The sequence below is a fragment of the Streptomyces sp. M41(2017) genome (assembly GCF_002078175.1).
Lineage (GTDB): Bacteria > Actinomycetota > Actinomycetes > Streptomycetales > Streptomycetaceae > Streptomyces.
The window spans coordinates 3,816,144-3,835,940 of the sequence record NZ_MWFK01000001.1; the positions used below are offsets into that span (position 1 = coordinate 3,816,144).

Genomic DNA, 19,797 nt, shown 5'->3' on the forward strand with positions numbered 1-19,797 from the left:
TTTTACGTGACCAGCGCAGCGCAGGCACCCCCACCGGCAGCCAAGTCGGCTCATCCCGAACATCTCGGGCACGTCATCTTCATCGCGGCCGCCGCCGCGATGGGCGGTTTCCTGTTCGGGTACGACAGCGCCGTCATCAACGGCACCGTCGAGGCCATCCGAAGCCGTTACGACATCGGCTCCGCGGCCCTCGCCCAGGTCATCGCCATCGCGCTGATCGGCTGTGCCGTCGGCGCCGCGACCGCCGGCCGCATCGCCGACCGCATCGGCCGTATCCGCTGCATGCAGATCTCCGCGGTCCTGTTCACCATCAGCGCCGTCGGCTCGGCTCTGCCCTTCGCGCTGTGGGACCTGGCCTTCTGGCGCATCATCGGCGGATTCGCCATCGGCATGGCCTCCGTCATCGGCCCCGCCTACATCGCCGAGGTCTCCCCGGCGGCGTACCGCGGCCGGCTCGGCTCCTTCCAGCAGGCCGCGATCGTCGTCGGCATCGCGATCTCGCAGCTCGTCAACTACGGCATCCTGCAGGCCGCCGACGGCGACCAGCGCGGCAAGCTGATGGGTCTGGAAGCCTGGCAGGTCATGCTCGGCGTCATGGTCATCCCGGCCGTCCTCTACGGCCTGCTCTCCTTCGCCATCCCCGAGTCCCCGCGCTTCCTGCTCGAGGTCGGCCGCACGGACCGGGCCCGCGAGGTGCTCAAGGAGGTCGAGGGCGACCACGTCGACCTGGACGCCCGCGTCGCCGAGATCGAGCAGGCGATGAAGCGTGAGCACAAGTCGAGCTTCAAGGACCTGCTCGGCGGCACCTTCTTCTTCAAGCCGATCGTCTGGATCGGTATCGGCCTCTCGGTCTTCCAGCAGTTCGTCGGCATCAACATCGCGTTCTACTACTCCGCGACGCTGTGGCAGTCGGTGGGCGTCGACCCGACGGACTCGTTCTTCTACTCGTTCACCACGTCGATCATCAACATCGTCGGCACCGTGATCGCCATGATCTTCGTGGACCGCATCGGCCGTAAGCCGCTCGCCCTCATCGGCTCGGTGGGTATGGCGATCGGTCTCGGCCTGGAAGCCTGGGCCTTCTCCTACGACCTGGTCGACGGCAAGCTGCCCGCCGCCCAGGGCTGGGTCGCCCTGATCGCCGCCCACGTCTTCGTCCTCTTCTTCGCCCTCTCCTGGGGTGTCGTGGTCTGGGTCTTCCTCGGCGAGATGTTCCCGAACCGGATCCGCGCCGCCGCCCTCGGTGTCGCCGCCTCCGCGCAGTGGATCGCCAACTGGGCCATCACCGCGAGCTTCCCGTCGCTGGCCGACTGGAACCTCTCGGGGACCTACATCATCTACACGGTGTTCGCCGTGCTCTCCATCCCCTTCGTGCTCAAGTTCGTCAAGGAGACGAAGGGCAAGACCCTGGAGGAGATGGGCTAGCCCCATCCGCGTCACCGGCGGCCCCGCACGGGCCCCGGTGGCTCCCCGAAGCTCGGGGAGAAGGGCCAAGTCCCCGCTGCCCCTCTCCTCGTACTCGTGAGAGACGTATCGCCCCGGTTCGGACCGAAAGGTCAGTCGAGCCGGGGCAGTACGTTTTCGCAGAACAGCTGGAGACTGCGCCAGCCCTCGTCCAGGGGCATCCCACCGGCCAGCGGGTGCAGGACGAGGTTGTCCAGGCCCAGCGCCACGCACTGCTCGGGCGTCAGGACGCGGTACACGCCCTCGGCGCGCAGCTCCCCGACCGTCGTGGCCGCCGACTTCACGGCCGAGCGGATCTCGCCGGACTGCCACGAGGCGTACGTCCGTGCCTCGTGCAGGAAGTGCGTGCCGTACTCGGCCCAGGCGCGGTCCGGGTCCTCGGCGATGTGCAGCAGCGGCGTCTTGGCCGCGGGCATCATCGTCCAGCCCTCGGTGCCGTACTCGACGAGCCGCTCCTTGTAGTAGGCCTCCAGCTCGGGCAGGTGCGCGCTCGGGAAGAACGGCAGCCCGAGCCGGGCGGCGCGCCGGGCCGCCGGCCGGGAGGAGCCCCCGACGAGCAGCAGTGGATGCGGATCCGAGAACGGGCGCGGGGTGACCCGTACCGTCCGGCCCCGGTAACGGAACTCCTCGCCGGTCCATGCCTTGAGCACCGTCTCCAGCAGCTCGTCCTGGAGCCTGCCGCGCTGCTTCCAGTCGACGTCGAAGAGCGCGTACTCCTCGGGCCGGTAGCCGATGCCGGCCACGGTCACCAGGCGGCCGCCGCTGAGCAGGTCCAGCACGGCGATGTCCTCGGCCAGACGCAGCGGATCGTGCAGCGGCCCGATGACCGCGGAGACCGTGACCGCGACGTTCCGGGTCGCCCCGAAGACGGCGCCCGCGAACGCGAACGGCGAGGGCAGCCAGTTGTTGGCGACACCGTGATGCTCCTCCGTCTGCACCGTGGTGATCCCGCGGTCGTCGGCGTACCGGGCCATCTCGACGGCCGCCTTGTAGCGGGCACTCAGCGAGGCGGGGGTGGCGCCGGGTTCGACGAGATTGAAGCGCACGACCGTTACGGGCATGGGGAGCCCCCCTTCGTGTGTGGTGGGGGACGGTAGCTGACGGTGCGTCAGGTGGCCATAGCGGCGGAACCCGGAATCCGGCACGGGCGAGGTGCGGCTCCCTGCCGCCCCCGCCCCCGATCCTCGTACGAAACTACAAGAGTTCCTCTGCGCGGGGGAAAATCCCTCCCGCGCGGGCGATGGCTGATACTGGGGGACGTTATGGAAACCGTCATCCTTGCTGTAGTCATCGCCGTGGTCGTGATCGGCGCGCTCGGCGGGCTCGTCGTCGGCAGCCGCAAGCGCAAGCAGCTGCCCCCGCCGCCCCCGTCCGCCCCCGACATCACCGCCCCGCCGGCCGAACCGCACGTCGGCGACGAGGCCGAGACGCCGCGCGACGAGTCGCGCCGCACGATAGAGGAAGTGGATCTCCCCGACCGCTCGGCCGACGCGCCGGTCGTCGTGGAGGAGCCTCCCACCGCCCCCGCGATCGAGATCCCGGAACCCACCGCCGGCCGCCTCGTGCGCCTGCGCGGCCGGCTCTCCCGCTCGCAGAACGCGCTCGGCAAGGGGCTGCTCACGCTGCTCTCGCGCGAGCACCTCGACGAGGACACCTGGGAGGAGATCGAGGACACGCTGCTGACCGCCGACGTCGGCGTGCAGCCCACCCAGGAACTGGTCGACCGGCTGCGCGAGCGCGTCAGGGTGCTCGGCACGCGCACCCCGGACGAACTCCGCGGCCTGCTGCGCGAGGAGCTGCTCCAGCTGCTCGTCCCGGAGTTCGACCGCGAGGTCAAGACCGACTCGAACCTCGACACCCCGGGCATCGTGATGGTCGTCGGTGTCAACGGCACCGGCAAGACCACCACCACCGGCAAGCTCGCGCGCGTCCTCGTCGCCGACGGCAAGAACGTCGTGCTGGGGGCCGCCGACACCTTCCGTGCCGCCGCCGCCGACCAGCTCCAGACGTGGGGCGAGCGCGTCGGCGCCCGCACCGTGCGCGGCCCCGAGGGCGGCGACCCCGCCTCGATCGCGTTCGACGCGGTCAAGGAGGGCATCGAGGAGGGCGCGGACGTCGTCCTCATCGACACCGCGGGCCGGCTGCACACCAAGACCGGTCTGATGGACGAGCTGGGCAAGGTCAAGCGCGTCGTCGAGAAGCACGCCCCGCTCGACGAGGTGCTCCTCGTCCTCGACGCCACCACCGGGCAGAACGGTCTCATCCAGGCGCGCGTCTTCGCCGAGGTCGTCGACATCACCGGCATCGTGCTGACCAAGCTCGACGGCACGGCGAAGGGCGGCATCGTCATCGCGGTCCAGCGCGAGCTGGGCGTGCCCGTGAAGCTCGTGGGGCTCGGCGAGGGCGCGGACGACCTGGCGCCGTTCGAGCCGGAGGCGTTCGTTGACGCCCTTATCGGAGAGTGACCACCCGCGCGAACGCGTAGGTGCCCGAAGAAGCGCCCGCCTCCCGAGACGTACTCGGGGGACGGGCGCTTCGTCGTGCGGGTGGTGCCGTCGTCGCCGTTCGCCGTGCGGCAGGGGGCGGGGTGAGGGGCGGTCCCGGGCGGTCAGACCCGCGACCGGTGCGCCACGTAGGCCAGTGTGCCCAGCAGCAGGCGGGCCTGGGGCGGGTTCGTCGCCGAGTCGAGCGCGGGGGCCCGCAGCCAGCGGACCGGGCCGAGACCGGCCCGGTCGGAGGGCGGGGCGGTGACGAACGTGCCACGACCGAGGCCGTGCAGGTCGAGGGAGGCGTCGTCCCAGCCCATCCGGTACAGCAGACGGGGGAGTTCGGCGGCGGAGCCGGGGGAGACGAAGAAGTGGGCGCGGCCGTCAGGCGTCGCCGCGACCGGGCCGAGCGGAAGACCCATCCGCTCCAGGCGGACGAGCGCGCGGCGCCCGGCGGCCTCCGCCACCTCGATCACGTCGAACGCGCGGCCGACCGGGAGCATCACCGCGGCGCCCGGGAACCCGGCCCAGGTGCCGGTCGCCTCGTCGAGGGTGGCGCCGGCCCGGATCGTCGGAGCGAAGTCCAGGGGGTGCGCTCCGGGCGCCGTGCAGTCGGTCCTGCCGCACGAGCACGCGCCCGCCGCGGCCCGCGCGCCCGGGACCACGTCCCAGCCCCACAGTCCGGTGTACTCGGCGACGGCGGTGCACTCCGACGAGCGGCCGCGGCGTCGTGTCCCGGTCCGGATGTCGCGCATCGTCCGACTGCTGCCGATCGTGAAGCCCATGCCCCCTCCAACGGGTCCGACGCACCAGTGGTTACGTGACGGAGCCGGATTGTCACGCTCTGCTTCCAGCTGCCCGCTGCCGCGGGGTCCAGGCGGCGCTCTGTTGCGCACCGGGTGGTGCGATCGACTGCGTGCGCCCCGGCGTACACCGTTCCGCCCATCCCCGGTGGTGCTGTGTCAAGTGAATCGCGATCAGCGCGCGCAGAGTTCATTCGAAGGGGTGGCGAATGGTGGCGTTTCACGGATCGCCATGGCTGGACGGGTGATCGTAGGATTACTTTGTGTGCACGAGACCTGGGGACGTCGCACTCGTGGGTATGCCAAGGGCAAGTCGGCTTCCCGTTCGAAGGGTGAGAACTGGCGGACGGGCGGCCGTATTTACCGGCATTCTGATAGGGCTTGGCGCACAGCGGCGACAAGTTGGTTCAGGGATGGGGGCGTTCCAGTGGGCGGCAACGGCGGAGGCGGGACGAACGCTGAGAAGCGCCCCAACGAGCTGCTCGGCTCGTGGTTCGTGCGCAGTGGCTGGTCCAAGGGTGAGCTGGCGCGTCAAGTGAACCGCCGGGCACGCCAGTTGGGCGCCAATCACATCTCCACGGACACCTCGCGGGTGCGCCGCTGGCTGGACGGGGAGAACCCGCGCGAGCCGATCCCGCGCATCCTGTCCGAGCTGTTCTCCGAGCGGTTCGGCTGTGTCGTCGCCGTCGAGGACCTCGGTCTGCGCGCGGCCCACCAGGCGCCGTCCGTGTCGGGGGTCGACCTGCCCTGGACGGGCCCGCAGACCGTCGCGCAGATCAGCGAATACTCACGCAGCGACCTGATGCTGGCGCGCCGCGGCTTCCTCGGCAGCTCGCTCGCCCTCGCCGCCGGTCCGGCTCTGATCGAGCCCATGCAGCGCTGGCTCGTGCCCACGTCGCTGGCCCAGCAGGAGGAGCCCGAGCCGCCCGCCTCGGCCCGTCGCGGCGGCCGGCTCTCCAAGCCGGAGCTGGACCTCCTGGAGTCCACCACGGTGATGTTCCGTCAGTGGGACGCCCAGTGCGGCGGCGGTCTGCGCCGCAAGGCCGTCGTCGGCCAGCTCCACGAGGTGACGGACCTGTTGCAGGAGCCGCAGCCCGCCGCCACCACCAAGCGCCTGTTCAAGGTCGCCGCCGAACTCGCCGAACTGGCGGGCTGGATGAGCTACGACGTAGGCCTCCAGCCCACCGCCCAGAAGTACTTCGTGCTCGCCCTGCACGCCTCGAAGGAAGCGGGCGACAAGCCCCTCGGCTCGTACATCCTCTCCAGCATGAGCCGCCAGATGATCCATCTGGGGCGGCCCGACGACGCGTTGGAACTGATCCACCTCGCGCAGTACGGCAGCCGCGACTGCGCGAGCCCGCGCACCCAGTCGATGCTGTATGCGATGGAGGCCCGCGCGTACGCCAACATGGGCCAGCCCGGCAAGTGCAAGCGGGCCGTGCGGATGGCCGAGGACACCTTCTCCGACGTGCACGAGTGGGACGACCCGGATCCCGACTGGATCCGCTTCTTCTCCAAGGCCGAGCTGTACGGCGAGAACTCGCACTCCTACCGTGACCTCGCCTACGTCGCGGGCCGCAGCCCCACGTACGCCTCCATGGCCGAGCCGCTGATGCAGGAGGCGGTCGACCGTTTCGGCAAGGACCCCGAGCACCAGCGTTCGTACGCACTCAACCTCATCGGCATGGCCACCGTGCACCTGCTGCAGCGGGAGCCCGAGCGGAGCGCGGAGCTGGCGCTGGAGGCCCTCAGGATCGGCAAGAAGGTCCGCTCCGAGCGCGTCAACACTCGTATCCGAAAGACGGTCGACACCGCGGTCCGTGACTTCGGGGAGCTGGCCGAGGTCGTCGACCTCACCGCCCAGCTGGCCGTCGACCTGCCCGAGACCGCAGAGGCGGTCTGACCCCGGGCCGCCGAGGCGGCCCCACCCCGTGCCCCGGCCATGGCCGGCCGTCCCGAAACGCCCGACTCGGCTCCCCCATGCCAGGTCATCGGACGGCCCGCCGTGGCCGGTCCCGCGTTCCGCCCGGCCAGTCCGGCGCATCGTCCCGCGGACCCCGCCGGGAGCCCCGTGGGCTCCTCCACAGCGGGTCGCGACGGCCACCGCCGAAGATTGCGTCACGATAACGATCGACGCGAACACAATCCGGCAGTTCATGAACGCGTAACACGCGGAGTGCCTTCGTCACTGGTGCGAAACATCGAGGGCCGTCGACGGAAACCGCGCTGCGCCAATCTCATGGCGCATAACCGGCCCACCCCTCACGCCCACTCAGGCTTCGCCCGCACGGGGCCGTACCAACGACGAGGAGACGCCGATGGCACCAGCCATCACCCTTGCCGCAGAGGCGCCAAAGCTGTCTGCAGCCAACACGGGGTTCATGCTCATCTGTTCCGCCCTGGTGCTGATCATGACGCCCGGCCTCGCCTTCTTCTACGGAGGCATGGTCCGCGTCAAGAGCACCCTCAACATGCTGATGATGAGCTTCATCAGCATGGGGATCGTCACCATCCTGTGGGTGCTGTACGGCTTCTCCCTCGCCTTCGGCACGGACAAGGGATCGTTCATCGGCTGGACCTCCGACTGGGTCGGCCTCAGCAACATCGGCCTGACGGAGCTGTGGCCGGGGTACACCATCCCGGTCTTCGTCTTCATGGTCTTCCAGCTCATGTTCGCGATCATCACGCCCGCCCTGATAAGCGGCGCGCTCGCCGACCGCGTCAAGTTCACCGCGTGGTCCCTGTTCATCGCCCTGTGGGCGACGGTCGTGTACTTCCCGGTCGCCCACTGGGTCTGGGGCACCGGCGGCTGGGCCTTCGACCTCGGCGTGATCGACTTCGCCGGTGGTACGGCGGTCCACATCAACGCGGGTGCCGCGGCACTCGGCGTGATCCTCGTCATCGGCAAGCGCGTCGGGTTCAAGAAGGACCCGATGCGCCCTCACAGCCTCCCGCTGGTGATGCTCGGCTCCGGCCTGCTGTGGTTCGGCTGGTTCGGGTTCAACGCCGGCTCCTGGCTCGGCAACGACGACGGCGTCGGCGCGCTGATGTTCGTCAACACGCAGGTCGCCACCGCCGCCGCCATGCTCGCCTGGCTCATCTACGAGAAGATCCGGCACGGCGCGTTCACCACGCTGGGCGCCGCCTCCGGCGCGGTCGCCGGGCTGGTCGCCATCACCCCGTCCGGCGGTGCGGTCTCCCCGCTCGGCGCCATCGCGGTCGGCGCCATCGCCGGTGTCCTGTGCGCCATGGCCGTGGGCCTGAAGTACCGGTTCGGCTACGACGACTCGCTCGACGTCGTCGGCGTCCACCTCGTCGGCGGTGTCATCGGCTCCCTGCTCATCGGCTTCTTCGCCAGCGGTCACGGCCAGTCCACGGTCGAGGGTCTCTTCTACGGCGGCGGCCTCACCCAGTTCTGGAAGCAGTGCGCCGGCGTCTTCGCCGTCCTCGGCTACTCCCTCGTCGCCTCCGCCGTCCTCGCCTTCCTCATCGACAAGACCATCGGTATGCGGGTCACCGAGGACGAGGAGATCACCGGCATCGACCAGGCCGAGCACGCCGAGACCGCATACGACTTCAGTGGTGCCGGCGGCGGCTCCGCTGCCCGGACCTCCGCGCCGGCCACGGCCGACACGGACGCCAAGAAGGTGGACGCATGAAGCTCATCACCGCCGTCGTGAAGCCTCACCGGCTCGACGAGATCAAGGAGGCCCTGCAGGCCTTCGGGGTTCACGGACTGACGGTCACCGAAGCGAGCGGCTACGGTCGGCAGCGGGGACACACCGAGGTCTACCGCGGTGCCGAGTACACCGTGGACCTGGTGCCCAAGATCCGTATCGAGGTGCTGGCCGAGGACGACGACGCCGAACAGCTCATCGACGTCGTGGTGAAGGCGGCCCGTACCGGCAAGATCGGTGACGGCAAGGTCTGGTCCGTTCCGGTCGAGTCGGCGGTCCGGGTCCGGACCGGGGAGCGCGGCCCGGACGCGCTCTGACCGGTCGCACTCCGACCGGCCTGCACGAAGGAAGAAGAAAGACAGGAGTCGCTGGGTGACGAGTACCGACACACGTACGGAAGCAGAGGACTCGGGACCCAGCGGCTACGCGGCGGCCCGGCTGCATCTCCTCCAGGAGGGGGCGCGGTCCGGGCCGCCGCGCCGTGCGGCCCTCGCCGAACTCACGGACGACTGGCTGACCGGCCTGTTCACCGCCGGGGCCGAGGGCATGCGCGGGGTCTCCCTCGTCGCCGTCGGCGGCTACGGCCGCGGTGAGCTCTCCCCGCGCAGCGACCTCGACCTGCTGCTCCTGCACGACGGCGGGGACTCCGGCGGGGTCGCCGCCCTCGCCGACCGCATCTGGTACCCCGTCTGGGATCTCGGCCTCGCCCTCGACCACTCCGTCCGCACCCCGGCCGAGGCCCGCAAGACCGCGGGCGAGGACCTCAAGGTCCAGCTCGGCCTCCTCGACGCCCGCCACCTCGCCGGCGACCTCGGCCTCACCGCCGGACTGCGCACGGCGATCCTCGCCGACTGGCGCAACCAGGCACCCAAGCGCCTCCCCGAGCTCCAGGAACTGTGCGCCGAGCGTGCCGAACGCCAGGGCGAACTGCAGTACCTCCTCGAACCGGACCTCAAGGAAGCGCGCGGCGGACTCCGCGACGCCACCGCGCTGCGCGCCGTCGCCGCCTCCTGGCTCGCCGACGCGCCCCGCGAGGGACTCTCAGAAGCCCGCCGCCGGCTCCTCGACGTCCGGGACGCCCTGCACCTCACCACCGGCCGCGCCACCGACCGCCTCGCCCTTCAGGAGCAGGACCAGGTGGCCGCCGAGCTGGGCCTCCTCGACGCCGACACCCTGCTCCGCCAGGTGTACGAGGCCGCCCGCGTCGTCTCGTACGCCAGTGACGTCACCTGGCGCGAGGTGGGGCGCGTGCTGCGGTCCCGTGCCGTGCGACCCCGGCTGCGCGCCATGCTGGGTGGCGGCCCCAAGCCCGCCGCCGAACGCTCACCGCTCGCGGAGGGCGTCGTCGAGATGGACGGCGAGGTCGTTCTCGCTCGGGCCGCCCGGCCCGAGCGCGACCCCGTCCTTCCCCTGCGTGCCGCCGCCGCTGCCGCCCAGGCCGGTCTCCCGCTGTCCCTGCACGCCGTCCGGCGCATGGCGGCCGCGGCGCGCCCGCTGCCCTCGCCCTGGCCCGCCGAGGCGCGCGAGCAGCTCGTCACCCTGCTCGGCTCGGGCCGCCCGACCGTCGAGGTCTGGGAGGCGCTGGAGGCCGAAGGCCTGATCACCCGGCTGCTGCCCGACTGGGAGCGGGTCCGCTGCCGGCCCCAGCGCAACGCCGTCCACATCTGGACCGTCGACCGCCACCTCATCGAAACCGCCGTCCGCGCCTCCGAACTGACCCGCCGCGTCGGCCGCCCCGACCTGCTCCTCGTGGCCTCCCTGCTGCACGACATCGGCAAGGGCTGGCCCGGCGACCACTCCGTGGCCGGCGAGATCATCGCCCGCGACGTGGCCACCCGCATCGGCTTCGACCGCGCGGACGTCGCCGTGCTCGCCACCCTCGTGCGCCACCACCTGCTGCTGATCGACACCGCGACGCGCCGTGACCTGGAGGACCCCGCCACCGTCCGCTCGGTCGCCGAGGCCGTCGGATCCCAGGGCACCCTCGAACTGCTCCACGCGCTCACCGAGTCCGACGCGCTGGCCACCGGCCCCGCCGCATGGTCCTCCTGGCGCGGCTCCCTCGTCGCCGACCTGGTCAAGCGGGTCGCGGCCGTGCTCGCCGGCGACGCCCCCGAGGAGCCCGAGGCCGCGGCGCCCACGGCCGAACAGGAACGGCTCGCGATCGAGGCCTTCCGCACCGGCGGGCCCGTCCTCGCCCTGCGCGCCCAGACCGAGCCGGTCGAACCCGGGACCGAGGGCGTGCCGGACGACCCGGAGCCGCTCGGCGTCGAGCTGCTCATCGCCGTCCCCGACCAGCCCGGGGTGCTCCCGGCGGTCGCCGGCGTCCTCGCCATGCACCGGCTGACCGTCCGCACCGCCGAACTGCGCGCCCTGGACCTGCCCGACGAGGTCGCGGGATCGGTCCTGCTGCTCAACTGGCGGGTCGCCGCCGAGTACGGCTCCCTGCCGCAGGCCGCCCGGCTGCGTGCCGACCTCGTCCGCGCCCTCGACGGCTCTCTCGACATCGCCGCGCGGCTCGCCGAGCGCGACGCGGCCTACCCGCGCCGCCGGGGCACGGTCGCCCCGCCCGCGCGCGTGACGGTCGCCCCCGCCGCCTCACGGCACGCGACCGTCATCGAGGTCCGCGCCCACGACGCCCCCGGCCTCCTGCACCGCATCGGGCGGGCCCTGGAGAAGGCGCACGTCCGGGTGCGGAGCATGCACGTCTCCACGCTCGGCGCGAACGCCGTGGACGCCTTCTACGTGACCGGTACCCAGGGCGCGCCCCTGCCGTCGGAGGAGGCGGTGTCGGTGGCGCGCGCCCTGGAGGAGGCGCTGCGGGAGTGAGCGGGGGAGAGGGAACGGGGGCGACGGGACGAGGGCGAAGGACCGTGTCGCGCGCCCGGCCGTCCCGTCCCACCGTTCCGCCCGGGCCGGGCACGTGGTGTCGCCCTGCCCGTCCGCCGATGTTCCCGCCCCGCTGTTCGCGTCGGCCGCGGGTCGCCGCCAAGCGGTGGCTCCGGGGACCGCGGGAGTCGAGCGGCGGTGCGCCGTTCCGGCACGCCGTTCCGCCCGGTTGCCGCTCGTTCGGTGAGGGACGCCGGAGCCCCTCCCGCCGGGCGCTGGGCGTCGAGTGGGCCGCGGAGCGGCGTGCCGGGGCGGCTCCGTACCCCTCGGTACGAGGTGCCGTCCGGCCGCCCCGTACCCCGGGTACGAGGTGCCGTAGGTCTCTCGTATGAACGCGGTGGAGACCCCACCGCACGCGGCCAGATACCCTGGAGGGCGATTCCCTTCGCCCCCGACCCCTGAGGACCGACGAGCGCCGTGTTCGATACTCTCTCCGATCGCCTCTCAGCGACGTTCAAGAACCTGCGGGGCAAGGGCCGACTGTCCGAAGCCGACATCGACGCCACCGCACGCGAGATCCGTATCGCGCTCCTCGAAGCCGACGTGGCCCTCCCGGTCGTGCGGACCTTCATCAAGAACGTCAAGGAGCGCGCGCTCGGTGCCGAGGTCTCCAAGGCGCTGAACCCGGCCCAGCAGGTCCTGAAGATCGTGAACGACGAGCTCGTCACGATCCTGGGCGGCGAGACCCGCCGCCTGCGGTTCGCCAAGAACCCGCCCACCGTGATCATGCTCGCGGGTCTCCAGGGCGCCGGTAAGACCACCCTCGCCGGAAAGCTCGGCAAGTGGCTCAAGGACCAGGGGCACTCCCCGCTCCTCGTCGCCGCCGACCTCCAGCGCCCGAACGCGGTGAACCAGCTCAGCGTGGTCGCCGAGCGCGCGGGCGTCGCCGTGTACGCCCCGGAGCCGGGCAACGGCGTGGGCGACCCGGTCAAGGTCGCCAAGGACTCCATGGAGTTCGCGAAGACCAAGGTCCACGACATCGTGATCGTGGACACCGCCGGCCGTCTCGGCATCGACCAGGAGCTGATGCAGCAGGCCGCGGACATCCGCGACGCCGTCAGCCCCGACGAGATCCTCTTCGTCGTCGACGCGATGATCGGCCAGGACGCGGTCAACACCGCCGAGTCCTTCCGTGACGGCGTCGGCTTCGACGGCGTGGTGCTCTCCAAGCTCGACGGTGACGCCCGCGGTGGTGCGGCCCTGTCGATCGCCTCGGTCACCGGCAAGCCGATCATGTTCGCGTCGAACGGCGAGAAGCTCGACGACTTCGACGCCTTCCACCCGGACCGGATGGCCTCCCGCATCCTCGACATGGGTGACCTGCTCACCCTGATCGAGCAGGCGGAGAAGACGTTCAGCCAAGAAGAGGCCGAGAAGATGGCCTCCAAGCTGGCGTCCAAGAAGGGCCAGGACTTCACCCTGGACGACTTCCTGGCCCAGATGGAGCAGGTCCGGAAGATGGGCAGCATCAGCAAGCTGCTCGGCATGCTCCCCGGCATGGGCCAGATCAAGGACCAGATCAACAACCTCGACGAGCGCGACGTCGACCGCACGGCCGCCATCATCAAGTCGATGACCCCGGCCGAGCGCCAGGAGCCGACGATCATCAACGGCTCGCGCCGCGCCCGTATCGCCAAGGGCTCCGGTGTCGAGGTCAGCGCGGTCAAGGGCCTGGTCGAGCGGTTCTTCGAGGCCCGCAAGATGATGTCCCGCATGGCCCAGGGCGGCGGTATGCCGGGTATGCCGGGGATGCCGGGCATGGGTGGCGGCCCCGGCCGCACCAAGAAGAAGCAGAAGCAGGCCAAGGGCAAGCAGCGCTCCGGCAACCCGATGAAGCGCAAGCTGCAGGAGGAAGAGGAGGCGGCCCGCCGCGAGGCCGGCGCCCAGGGCGGCAATGCCTTCGGCCTCCCGCAGCAGGGTGCTCAGGAGGACTTCGAGCTGCCGGACGAGTTCAAGAAGTTCATGGGCTGACGTCCGCCCCGCGCGGACCCGCCGGCGCGACACCCCCTGGGGGCGTCCCTCTCTCCGAGGGGTGCCCCCAGCGGCGTACCCGAAGGCTCCGCGCAGCGGTGTTCCGGCGGTACGAGCGCGGGTGCCGCTGTTCGTCTTGTGTCGTAACGTCCGGATATGAGCAACCCCGTTCCGCCGCGCAAGGCACCTGAGAAGCCGTGGCGTACCGAGGGCACGCCGCCCGAGCCGACACCGCCGCCCTCCGGCAGACGGAAGATGCCCGGCGGCTGGTGGAGTCTCGCCCTGGCCGCTCTCGTCGTGTTCCTGATCGCCAACCTGGTGCTGTCCTTCTTCAACGAGGGCGACGAGCCGACGATCTCCTACACCGAGTTCAGCAGGCAGGTGGGCGACGGCAACGTCACCAAGATCTACTCCAAGGGCGACGCGATCCAGGGGCAGCTCAAGAAGTCCCAGGACAAGCCCGACGGCGACGGGAAGTACACGAAGTTCAAGACACAGCGCCCCGTCTTCGCGGACGACAAGCTGTGGGAGAACCTGGAGCGGCACGACGTCACGGTGACCGCCTCGCCCGTGGTCCAGCAGCGCAGCCTGCTCTCCAACGTGCTGATCTCGCTCGCCCCGATGCTGCTGCTCGTCGTCCTGTGGATCTTCATCGCCCGTCGGCTCAGCTCCGGGATGGGCGGCGCCGGCGGCATGCTCGGCCGCAAGGCACCCCCGAAGCCGGTCGAACTGGTGCCCGGCGGCAAGCGCACGACGTTCGCCGACGTGGCCGGGATCGACGAGGTCGCGGGTGAACTCAACGACGTCGTGGACTTCCTCAAGAACCCCGACGCCTACCGGAGGATGGGCGCCAAGATGCCGCGCGGTGTGCTCCTCGCGGGCCCGCCCGGCACGGGAAAGACCCTGCTCGCGCGCGCCGTCGCCGGGGAGGCGGGCGTCCCGTTCTTCTCGGCGTCCGCCTCCGAGTTCATCGAGATGATCGTCGGCGTCGGCGCCTCGCGCGTCCGGGAACTGTTCGCCGAGGCCCGCAAGGTGGCCCCGTCCATCATCTTCATCGACGAGATCGACACCATCGGACGGGCCCGCGCCGGCGGCTCCGGGATGGGCGGTCACGACGAGCGCGAGCAGACCCTCAACCAGATCCTCACCGAGATGGACGGCTTCAGCGGCTCGGAGGGCGTCATCGTCATCGCCGCCACCAACCGCGCGGACATCCTGGACCCCGCCCTCACCCGACCCGGCCGCTTCGACCGGGTCGTCAGCGTCTCGCCGCCCGACCGCGACGGCAGGGCGGCGATCCTGGAGATCCACACCCGCCAGATCCCGCTGGCCCCCGATGTGGACCTGGAGCAGGTCGCCCGGACGACGCCGGGCATGACCGGCGCCGATCTCGCCAACCTCGCCAACGAGGCAGCCCTCCTCGCCGTCAAGCGCGAGCAGGACCAGGTGACCCAGGGCGACCTCTCCGAAGCGCTCGAAAAGGTCCAGCTCGGTGCAGAACGCCCGCTCGTGATGCCCTACGACGAACGCCGCCGCACCGCGTACCACGAGAGCGGCCACGCCCTGCTCGGCATGCTGCACCCGGGCGCCGACCCGGTCCGCAAGATCACCATCGTCCCGCGCGGCCGGGCCCTCGGCGTCACCCTCTCGACCCCGGACGCGGACCGTTACTCGTACACCGAGGAGTACCTGCGCGGCCGGATCATCGGGGCCCTCGGCGGCATGGCCGCCGAGCACGTCGTGTACGACGTCATCACCACCGGCTCGGAGAACGACCTCGAACAGGTGACCAGACTCGCCCGCGGCATGGTCGCCCGCTGGGGCATGAGCGAACGCGTCGGCCGGATGTCCGCACTGCCCGACGACGCCCAGCAGGCCTACGGCCTCGCGGCCGCACCGAGCACCCTCGACTCCATCGACCACGAGATGCGCCGCATCGTCGACGAGTGCTACGAGGAGGCCTGCGGCAAACTCCGCGAACACCGGGGGCAACTGGACGCCCTGGCGGAGGCGCTCCTCGCGAACGAGACGCTGGACGAGGCGGAGGCCTACCGGATCGCCGGCGTACCCCGGATGGCGAAGGACGCCTGACGGGGACCGGCCCGCGGCCGCTCAGACCGTCCGCGCGATCAGGTACCGGAACACGTTCGGCATCCAGACCGTCCCGTCCCCGCGCAGGTACGGATGCAGAGCCTCCGCGACCTCCTTGTCGACCTGGGCCTGGTCGGTCGCGTCGACCGCCGCGTCGAACAGTCCTGTGGACAGCAGTCCCCGCACGGCACTGTCGACGTCCGCGTACCCGAACGGGCACGCCACCCGGCCCGAGCCGTCCGGTCGTAACCCGGCCCGCTGGGCGACGTCCTCCAGGTCGTCCCGCCGCGCGGGCCGCCAGCCGGGCGCGGTGCGCAGCGGATCGGCGAGCTTGCGGGCGACCCGCAGCACGGCCGAGGTGCTGCACCGTTCCGGCGGTCCCCAGCCGACGAGCACCACGGGTGTCCCATGTCCGGCCAGCGGCGCCGCCGCGGAGAGCAGCGAGGCGAGGCGCTCGGAGTCGCCGGCCACACAGCCGATCGGCTCGAAGGCGGTCACCAGGTTGTACGGCGGACCTCCCTCGACGGCCGCGTCACCGGGCGGACCGGCCACCAGCCGGGTCCCGGTGTGCGGCCGCGCGATCAGGTCCCCGGACAGCAGACGCTCCCGCGCGAGAGCCAGCCGTTCGGGCGACGCGGAGTCGACCCCCGTGACCGCGGCCCCGCGGGAGCGTGCCATCAGCAGGGCCAGTCCCGCCCCGCAGCCGAGCCCGAGCAGCCGTGTCCTGCCGCTCACTTCGAGTCGTTCGTGGACGGCCTCGTAGAGCGGCACCAGCATCCGCTCCTGGATCTCGGCCCAGTCACGCGCGCGTGCAGCACGGTCCGTGCGGGGCGGTGGGCCCGCGTGAGGAAGGTGCTGCCGCACGAGTGTCGGTGTCATCGAAAGTGCCCCAATCAGCCGAGAGTTGCCGCCGGGCCCCGATTCCTTCGCCCCCGCGCAGTAGGCCCGCACTCCCCCCGTATGTCAGGTAACTCCGCCCTCGTCGTGTCGTCCAGGGGTTGCGGGGGCCCGTTTGCCCGCCGGCCGCGAACGTCGCGAGAATTCACATCCCGGCAACGTGGACCCGTACCATCGCCGCATGGCAAAGGCACCCGTTCTCACGCCCCAGGCGGACGACTTCCCGCGCTGGTACCAGGACCTGATCAACAAGGCCGAACTGGCCGACAACGGGCCGGTGCGCGGCACCATGGTCATCAGGCCGTACGGGTACGGGCTGTGGGAGCGGATGCAGCAGGAGATGGACGCCCGCATCAAGGAGGCGGGTGCCCAGAACGCGTACTTCCCGCTGTTCATCCCGCAGTCGTACCTGACCCGGGAGGCGGAGCACGTCGAGGGCTTCGCGCCCGAGCTCGCGGTCGTCACGCACGGCGGCGGCAAGGAGCTGGAGGAGCCGGTCGTCGTCCGCCCGACGTCCGAGACGATCATCAACGAGTACTTCTCCAAGTGGGTCCAGAGCTACCGCGACCTGCCGCTGCTGATCAACCAGTGGGCGAACGTGGTCCGTTGGGAGATGCGCCCCCGGGTGTTCCTGCGGACGACCGAGTTCCTCTGGCAGGAGGGCCACACCGCCCACGCCACCTACGAGGACGCCCGGGACTACGCCGCGTACATCCACAAGGAGGTGTACGCCGACTTCATGACCGACGTCCTCGGCATCGACGTCGTCCTCGGCCGCAAGACGGCGAGCGAACGGTTCGCGGGTGCGATCAACACCCTCACGCTCGAAGGCATGATGGGCGACGGCAAGGCCCTCCAGATGGGCACCAGCCACGAGCTGGGACAGAACTTCGCGAAGGCCTTCAACACCCAGTACCTGTCCAAGGACGGCAGGCAGGAACTCGTCTGGCAGACCTCCTGGGGGTCCTCGACCCGCATGGTGGGTGGCCTGATCATGTCGCACGGCGACGACAACGGGTTGCGGGTGCCGCCGCGCCTCGCCCCCGTCCAGGTCGTCGTCCTCGCGATCAAGGGCGATGAGGCGGTTCTGGCCAAGGTCCACGAGATCGGCGACCGGCTCAAGGCCGCGGGCGTGCGCGTCCAGGTCGACGACCGCACGGACACGCCGTTCGGGCGACGCGCCGTCGACTGGGAGCTGAAGGGTGTCCCGGTGCGCGTCGAGGTCGGCCCCCGTGACCTGGAGAGCGGCACCGTGATGCTGGCCCGCCGCATCCCCGGAGGCAAGGAACCCGTCGCCGTCGACGCCCTCGCCGGCCTGCTCCCCGGCGTCCTGGAGGAGGACCAGGCGCTGCTGCTGAGGCAGTCGCGCGAGCGCCGCGAGTCCCGCACGTCCGAGGTGTCGACGATCGAGGAAGCCGTGGAGGCCGCCGTCGCGGGCGGCTGGGCCCGCATCCCGTGGGCGGACCTCGGCGCAGAGGGCGAGGCCAGGCTCGCCGAGCACGCCGTGACCGTACGGTGTCTGGTCGCCGAGGACGGGTCGGTACCCGAGACCGACGACGCACCCGGTAACGTCGCCGTCGTCGCCCGCGCCTACTGAGCCGGCCGCGAGCGCGACCGAAACACCTCTTGCGCATCCGCCGACCGCAGCCACCCCGGCACGCGGACACCGTCTACGTGCCGGGGCGTACGTGACCCTACGTACCGCCTTGGTATGAGCTGTGATGCTTCTCCGCAGATCAGCGCACCCGCCCTCGTCAGGACGCATCAGCGGCAACTGACGGGTACGTGCAAATTATTTGGGATGCCCCGGAATAGGAACACAGAGGCACCCACGCTCGTTGTCATTACGTGAGCACGACACCACCTGTTCTCGCCGCAGAGCTGGCAGGGGCGTGGGCCGACATTCAGCGGCACCACTCCGAGCTGCCCGATCTTGCCGCGCCAGAGTCCCTGATCGGGGAGTCGTCGTCCGCCTGCGGACACGAACTCTCCTTCGAGCGACTGCTTCATGAAGCAGTCCACGGCATCGCCGCCGCGCGCGGAGTCCGCGACACCTCGCGCGCCGGCCGGTATCACAACCGCAGATTCCTCGCGATCGCCGAGGAGTTGGGCCTCGACCACCCCGAGGAACCGCATCCCAGCAGCGGCTTCTCGCTGGTCACGCTCAACCCCGAGGCCAAGCGCCGTTACCGCCCGACGATCGAGCGGCTCCAGCGCGCGTTGAAGGCCCACACGGCCGCCACCGCCGCCGACACCGCCCGTTCGTTCCGCGGCCCCGCCGCCCGGCACGGTTCCTCCGGGGGAGGCGTCCGCGTCAAGGCCGTCTGCGACTGCGGGCGCAACGTCCGCGTCGTCCCGTCGGTCCTCGCGCAGGCGCCGATCGTGTGCGGGGGGTGCGGCAAGCCCTTCCGGATTCCGGAGGTGGTCGGCGCGGCAGCCGGCTGATCCGGGTGCGACACCGGCATCTCGTGGGTGCCGGCAGCACACGCCCGCGGGCAGTCGTGCCTCCCGCTCCGTCCCAGGACGGTGCGGGGTTTCAGGAGGCACGCCTGCGCGCGGGTGACACCGTCCCGACAGCAGCCGACGACCGCCGCGGACCGGCGACAAGCGCCCGGACCGACCCGGGCCGGCGTCACCTGACGGGCACCCGGGACCGCCGGGTGCCCGTCAGGTGTGGGCCGGCTCACCCTCGGTCGGGGGGATCCGCGGGATGTGGCAGAATGGTCAGCTGTACTCGACAGCCGCACAGGACCCCTCTCTCCTCCGGCTGACGCGTCCATCGGACACTCGGGTACCGCAACCCCACGCGGCCATCTCGTCGTGTCCAACCCCGTCAAGACCAGGAGACACCACTTCCGTGGCAGTCAAGATCAAGCTGAAGCGTCTGGGCAAGATCCGTTCGCCTCACTACCGCATCGTCGTCGCCGACTCCCGTACCCGCCGTGACGGCCGGGCCATCGAGGAGATCGGCCTGTACCACCCGGTCCAGAACCCCTCGCGCATCGAGGTCGACACGGACCGCGCGCAGTACTGGCTGAGTGTCGGCGCGCAGCCGACCGAGCCCGTCCTCGCCATCCTGAAGCTGACCGGCGACTGGCAGAAGTTCAAGGGCCTGCCGGCCCCGGCTCCGCTGCTCGTGGCCGAGCCGAAGGCCGCGCGCCCGCTGTTCGACGCCCTCGGTGGCGACGACACGGGCAAGGGTGAGGCCATCACCCAGAAGAAGAAGGCTGAGAAGAAGGACGAGGCTCCGGCCGAGTCCGAGTCGACCGAGGCCTGAGCATGCTCGAGGAGGCTCTCGAGCACCTCGTGAAGGGCATCGTCGACAACCCCGACGACGTGCAGGTCGCCTCGCGCAACCTGCGCCGCGGACGCGTTCTCGAGGTTCGGGTGCACCCCGACGACCTCGGCAAGGTGATCGGCCGCAACGGCCGCACCGCGCGCGCCCTGCGAACCGTCGTGGGTGCCATCGGCGGCCGCGGTGTCCGCGTCGACCTCGTCGACGTGGATCACGTCCGCTGA

15 protein-coding genes are annotated in these 19,797 nt (G+C 71.0%); 12 read left to right on the forward strand and 3 right to left on the reverse strand.

Annotated elements, in window-relative coordinates; translation table 11 throughout:
• Nucleotides 1–6: 6 nt before the first annotated feature.
• On the forward strand, nt 7–1,425 hold the full coding sequence (locus B0675_RS16895) for a sugar porter family MFS transporter (RefSeq protein WP_081219646.1): 1,419 nt from the start codon (nt 7–9) through the stop codon (nt 1,423–1,425).
• 131 nt (nt 1,426–1,556) lie between these two features.
• On the opposite strand, the gene B0675_RS16900 is transcribed toward B0675_RS16895, so the two are convergent.
• Nucleotides 1,557–2,525 (reverse strand): LLM class flavin-dependent oxidoreductase, encoded by a 969-nt coding sequence (locus B0675_RS16900; protein ID WP_081219647.1) that lies wholly within the window; start codon nt 2,523–2,525, stop codon nt 1,557–1,559.
• 201 nt (nt 2,526–2,726) lie between these two features.
• Between B0675_RS16900 and ftsY the strand changes: the two genes are divergently transcribed.
• Nucleotides 2,727–3,929 carry a signal recognition particle-docking protein FtsY gene (ftsY, locus tag B0675_RS16905; RefSeq protein ID WP_081219648.1) on the forward strand — a complete coding sequence of 401 codons (1,203 nt, stop codon included), beginning with the start codon at nt 2,727–2,729 and terminating at the stop codon, nt 3,927–3,929.
• Between the two features lie 143 nt (nt 3,930–4,072).
• On the opposite strand, the gene B0675_RS16910 is transcribed toward ftsY, so the two are convergent.
• Nucleotides 4,073–4,735 (reverse strand): bifunctional DNA primase/polymerase, encoded by a 663-nt coding sequence (locus tag B0675_RS16910; protein WP_081219649.1) that lies wholly within the window; start codon nt 4,733–4,735, stop codon nt 4,073–4,075.
• Nucleotides 4,736–5,180: 445 nt separating this feature from the next.
• On the opposite strand from B0675_RS16910, the gene B0675_RS16915 reads away from it, so the two are divergent.
• The 6 genes from B0675_RS16915 (at nt 5,181) to ftsH (ending at nt 15,381) form a co-directional block, all read left to right on the forward strand.
• Nucleotides 5,181–6,656, forward strand: a complete 1,476-nt coding sequence (locus B0675_RS16915) for a hypothetical protein (protein ID WP_081219650.1) — start codon at nt 5,181–5,183, stop codon at nt 6,654–6,656.
• Nucleotides 6,657–7,071: 415 nt separating this feature from the next.
• Nucleotides 7,072–8,412 (forward strand): ammonium transporter, encoded by a 1,341-nt coding sequence (locus tag B0675_RS16920; protein ID WP_081219651.1) that lies wholly within the window; start codon nt 7,072–7,074, stop codon nt 8,410–8,412.
• The gene (locus tag B0675_RS16925; protein WP_081219652.1) at nt 8,409–8,747 is read left to right on the forward strand and encodes a P-II family nitrogen regulator; all 339 of its coding nucleotides are present in this window, start codon (nt 8,409–8,411) and stop codon (nt 8,745–8,747) included. Before B0675_RS16920 ends, B0675_RS16925 begins: the two co-directional genes overlap by 4 nt.
• Before the next feature lie 55 nt (nt 8,748–8,802).
• Nucleotides 8,803–11,259 (forward strand): [protein-PII] uridylyltransferase, encoded by a 2,457-nt coding sequence (locus tag B0675_RS16930; RefSeq protein WP_081219653.1) that lies wholly within the window; start codon nt 8,803–8,805, stop codon nt 11,257–11,259.
• A gap of 477 nt (nt 11,260–11,736) precedes the next feature.
• Nucleotides 11,737–13,290 carry a signal recognition particle protein gene (gene ffh, locus B0675_RS16935; RefSeq protein WP_081219654.1) on the forward strand — a complete coding sequence of 518 codons (1,554 nt, stop codon included), beginning with the start codon at nt 11,737–11,739 and terminating at the stop codon, nt 13,288–13,290.
• 156 nt (nt 13,291–13,446) lie between these two features.
• A complete protein-coding gene (gene ftsH, locus B0675_RS16940) occupies nt 13,447–15,381 on the forward strand; it encodes an ATP-dependent zinc metalloprotease FtsH (protein WP_081219655.1) in 1,935 nt (644 codons plus the stop codon).
• A gap of 21 nt (nt 15,382–15,402) precedes the next feature.
• On the opposite strand, the gene B0675_RS16945 is transcribed toward ftsH, so the two are convergent.
• A complete protein-coding gene (locus B0675_RS16945) occupies nt 15,403–16,260 on the reverse strand; it encodes an SAM-dependent methyltransferase (RefSeq protein ID WP_081219656.1) in 858 nt (285 codons plus the stop codon).
• Nucleotides 16,261–16,459: 199 nt separating this feature from the next.
• Between B0675_RS16945 and proS the strand changes: the two genes are divergently transcribed.
• From proS to B0675_RS16965, 4 genes are all read left to right on the forward strand, one after another.
• Nucleotides 16,460–17,875, forward strand: coding sequence for a proline--tRNA ligase (gene proS / locus B0675_RS16950; RefSeq protein ID WP_081219657.1), 1,416 nt, complete (start codon nt 16,460–16,462; stop codon nt 17,873–17,875).
• A 251-nt stretch (nt 17,876–18,126) separates the two neighbouring features.
• Nucleotides 18,127–18,723, forward strand: coding sequence for a hypothetical protein (locus B0675_RS16955; protein WP_081219658.1), 597 nt, complete (start codon nt 18,127–18,129; stop codon nt 18,721–18,723).
• Between the two features lie 412 nt (nt 18,724–19,135).
• Nucleotides 19,136–19,555 carry a 30S ribosomal protein S16 gene (gene rpsP, locus B0675_RS16960; RefSeq protein WP_081219659.1) on the forward strand — a complete coding sequence of 140 codons (420 nt, stop codon included), beginning with the start codon at nt 19,136–19,138 and terminating at the stop codon, nt 19,553–19,555.
• A 2-nt stretch (nt 19,556–19,557) separates the two neighbouring features.
• Nucleotides 19,558–19,797 (forward strand): RNA-binding protein, encoded by a 240-nt coding sequence (locus tag B0675_RS16965; protein WP_003973401.1) that lies wholly within the window; start codon nt 19,558–19,560, stop codon nt 19,795–19,797.

Bases quoted from the DNA above. Each gene is read 5' to 3' on its own strand.
- B0675_RS16900 (WP_081219647.1), bottom strand. From the start codon at position 2,525: ATGCCCGTAACGGTCGTGCGCTTCAATCTCGTCGAACCCGGCGCCACC.
- ftsY (WP_081219648.1), top strand. From the start codon at position 2,727: ATGGAAACCGTCATCCTTGCTGTAGTCATCGCCGTGGTCGTGATCGGC.
- B0675_RS16910 (WP_081219649.1), bottom strand. From the start codon at position 4,735: ATGGGCTTCACGATCGGCAGCAGTCGGACGATGCGCGACATCCGGACC.
- B0675_RS16920 (WP_081219651.1), top strand. From the start codon at position 7,072: ATGGCACCAGCCATCACCCTTGCCGCAGAGGCGCCAAAGCTGTCTGCA.
- B0675_RS16925 (WP_081219652.1), top strand. From the start codon at position 8,409: ATGAAGCTCATCACCGCCGTCGTGAAGCCTCACCGGCTCGACGAGATC.
- ftsH (WP_081219655.1), top strand. From the start codon at position 13,447: ATGAGCAACCCCGTTCCGCCGCGCAAGGCACCTGAGAAGCCGTGGCGT.
- B0675_RS16945 (WP_081219656.1), bottom strand. From the start codon at position 16,260: ATGACACCGACACTCGTGCGGCAGCACCTTCCTCACGCGGGCCCACCG.
- proS (WP_081219657.1), top strand. From the start codon at position 16,460: ATGGCAAAGGCACCCGTTCTCACGCCCCAGGCGGACGACTTCCCGCGC.
- B0675_RS16965 (WP_003973401.1), top strand. From the start codon at position 19,558: ATGCTCGAGGAGGCTCTCGAGCACCTCGTGAAGGGCATCGTCGACAAC.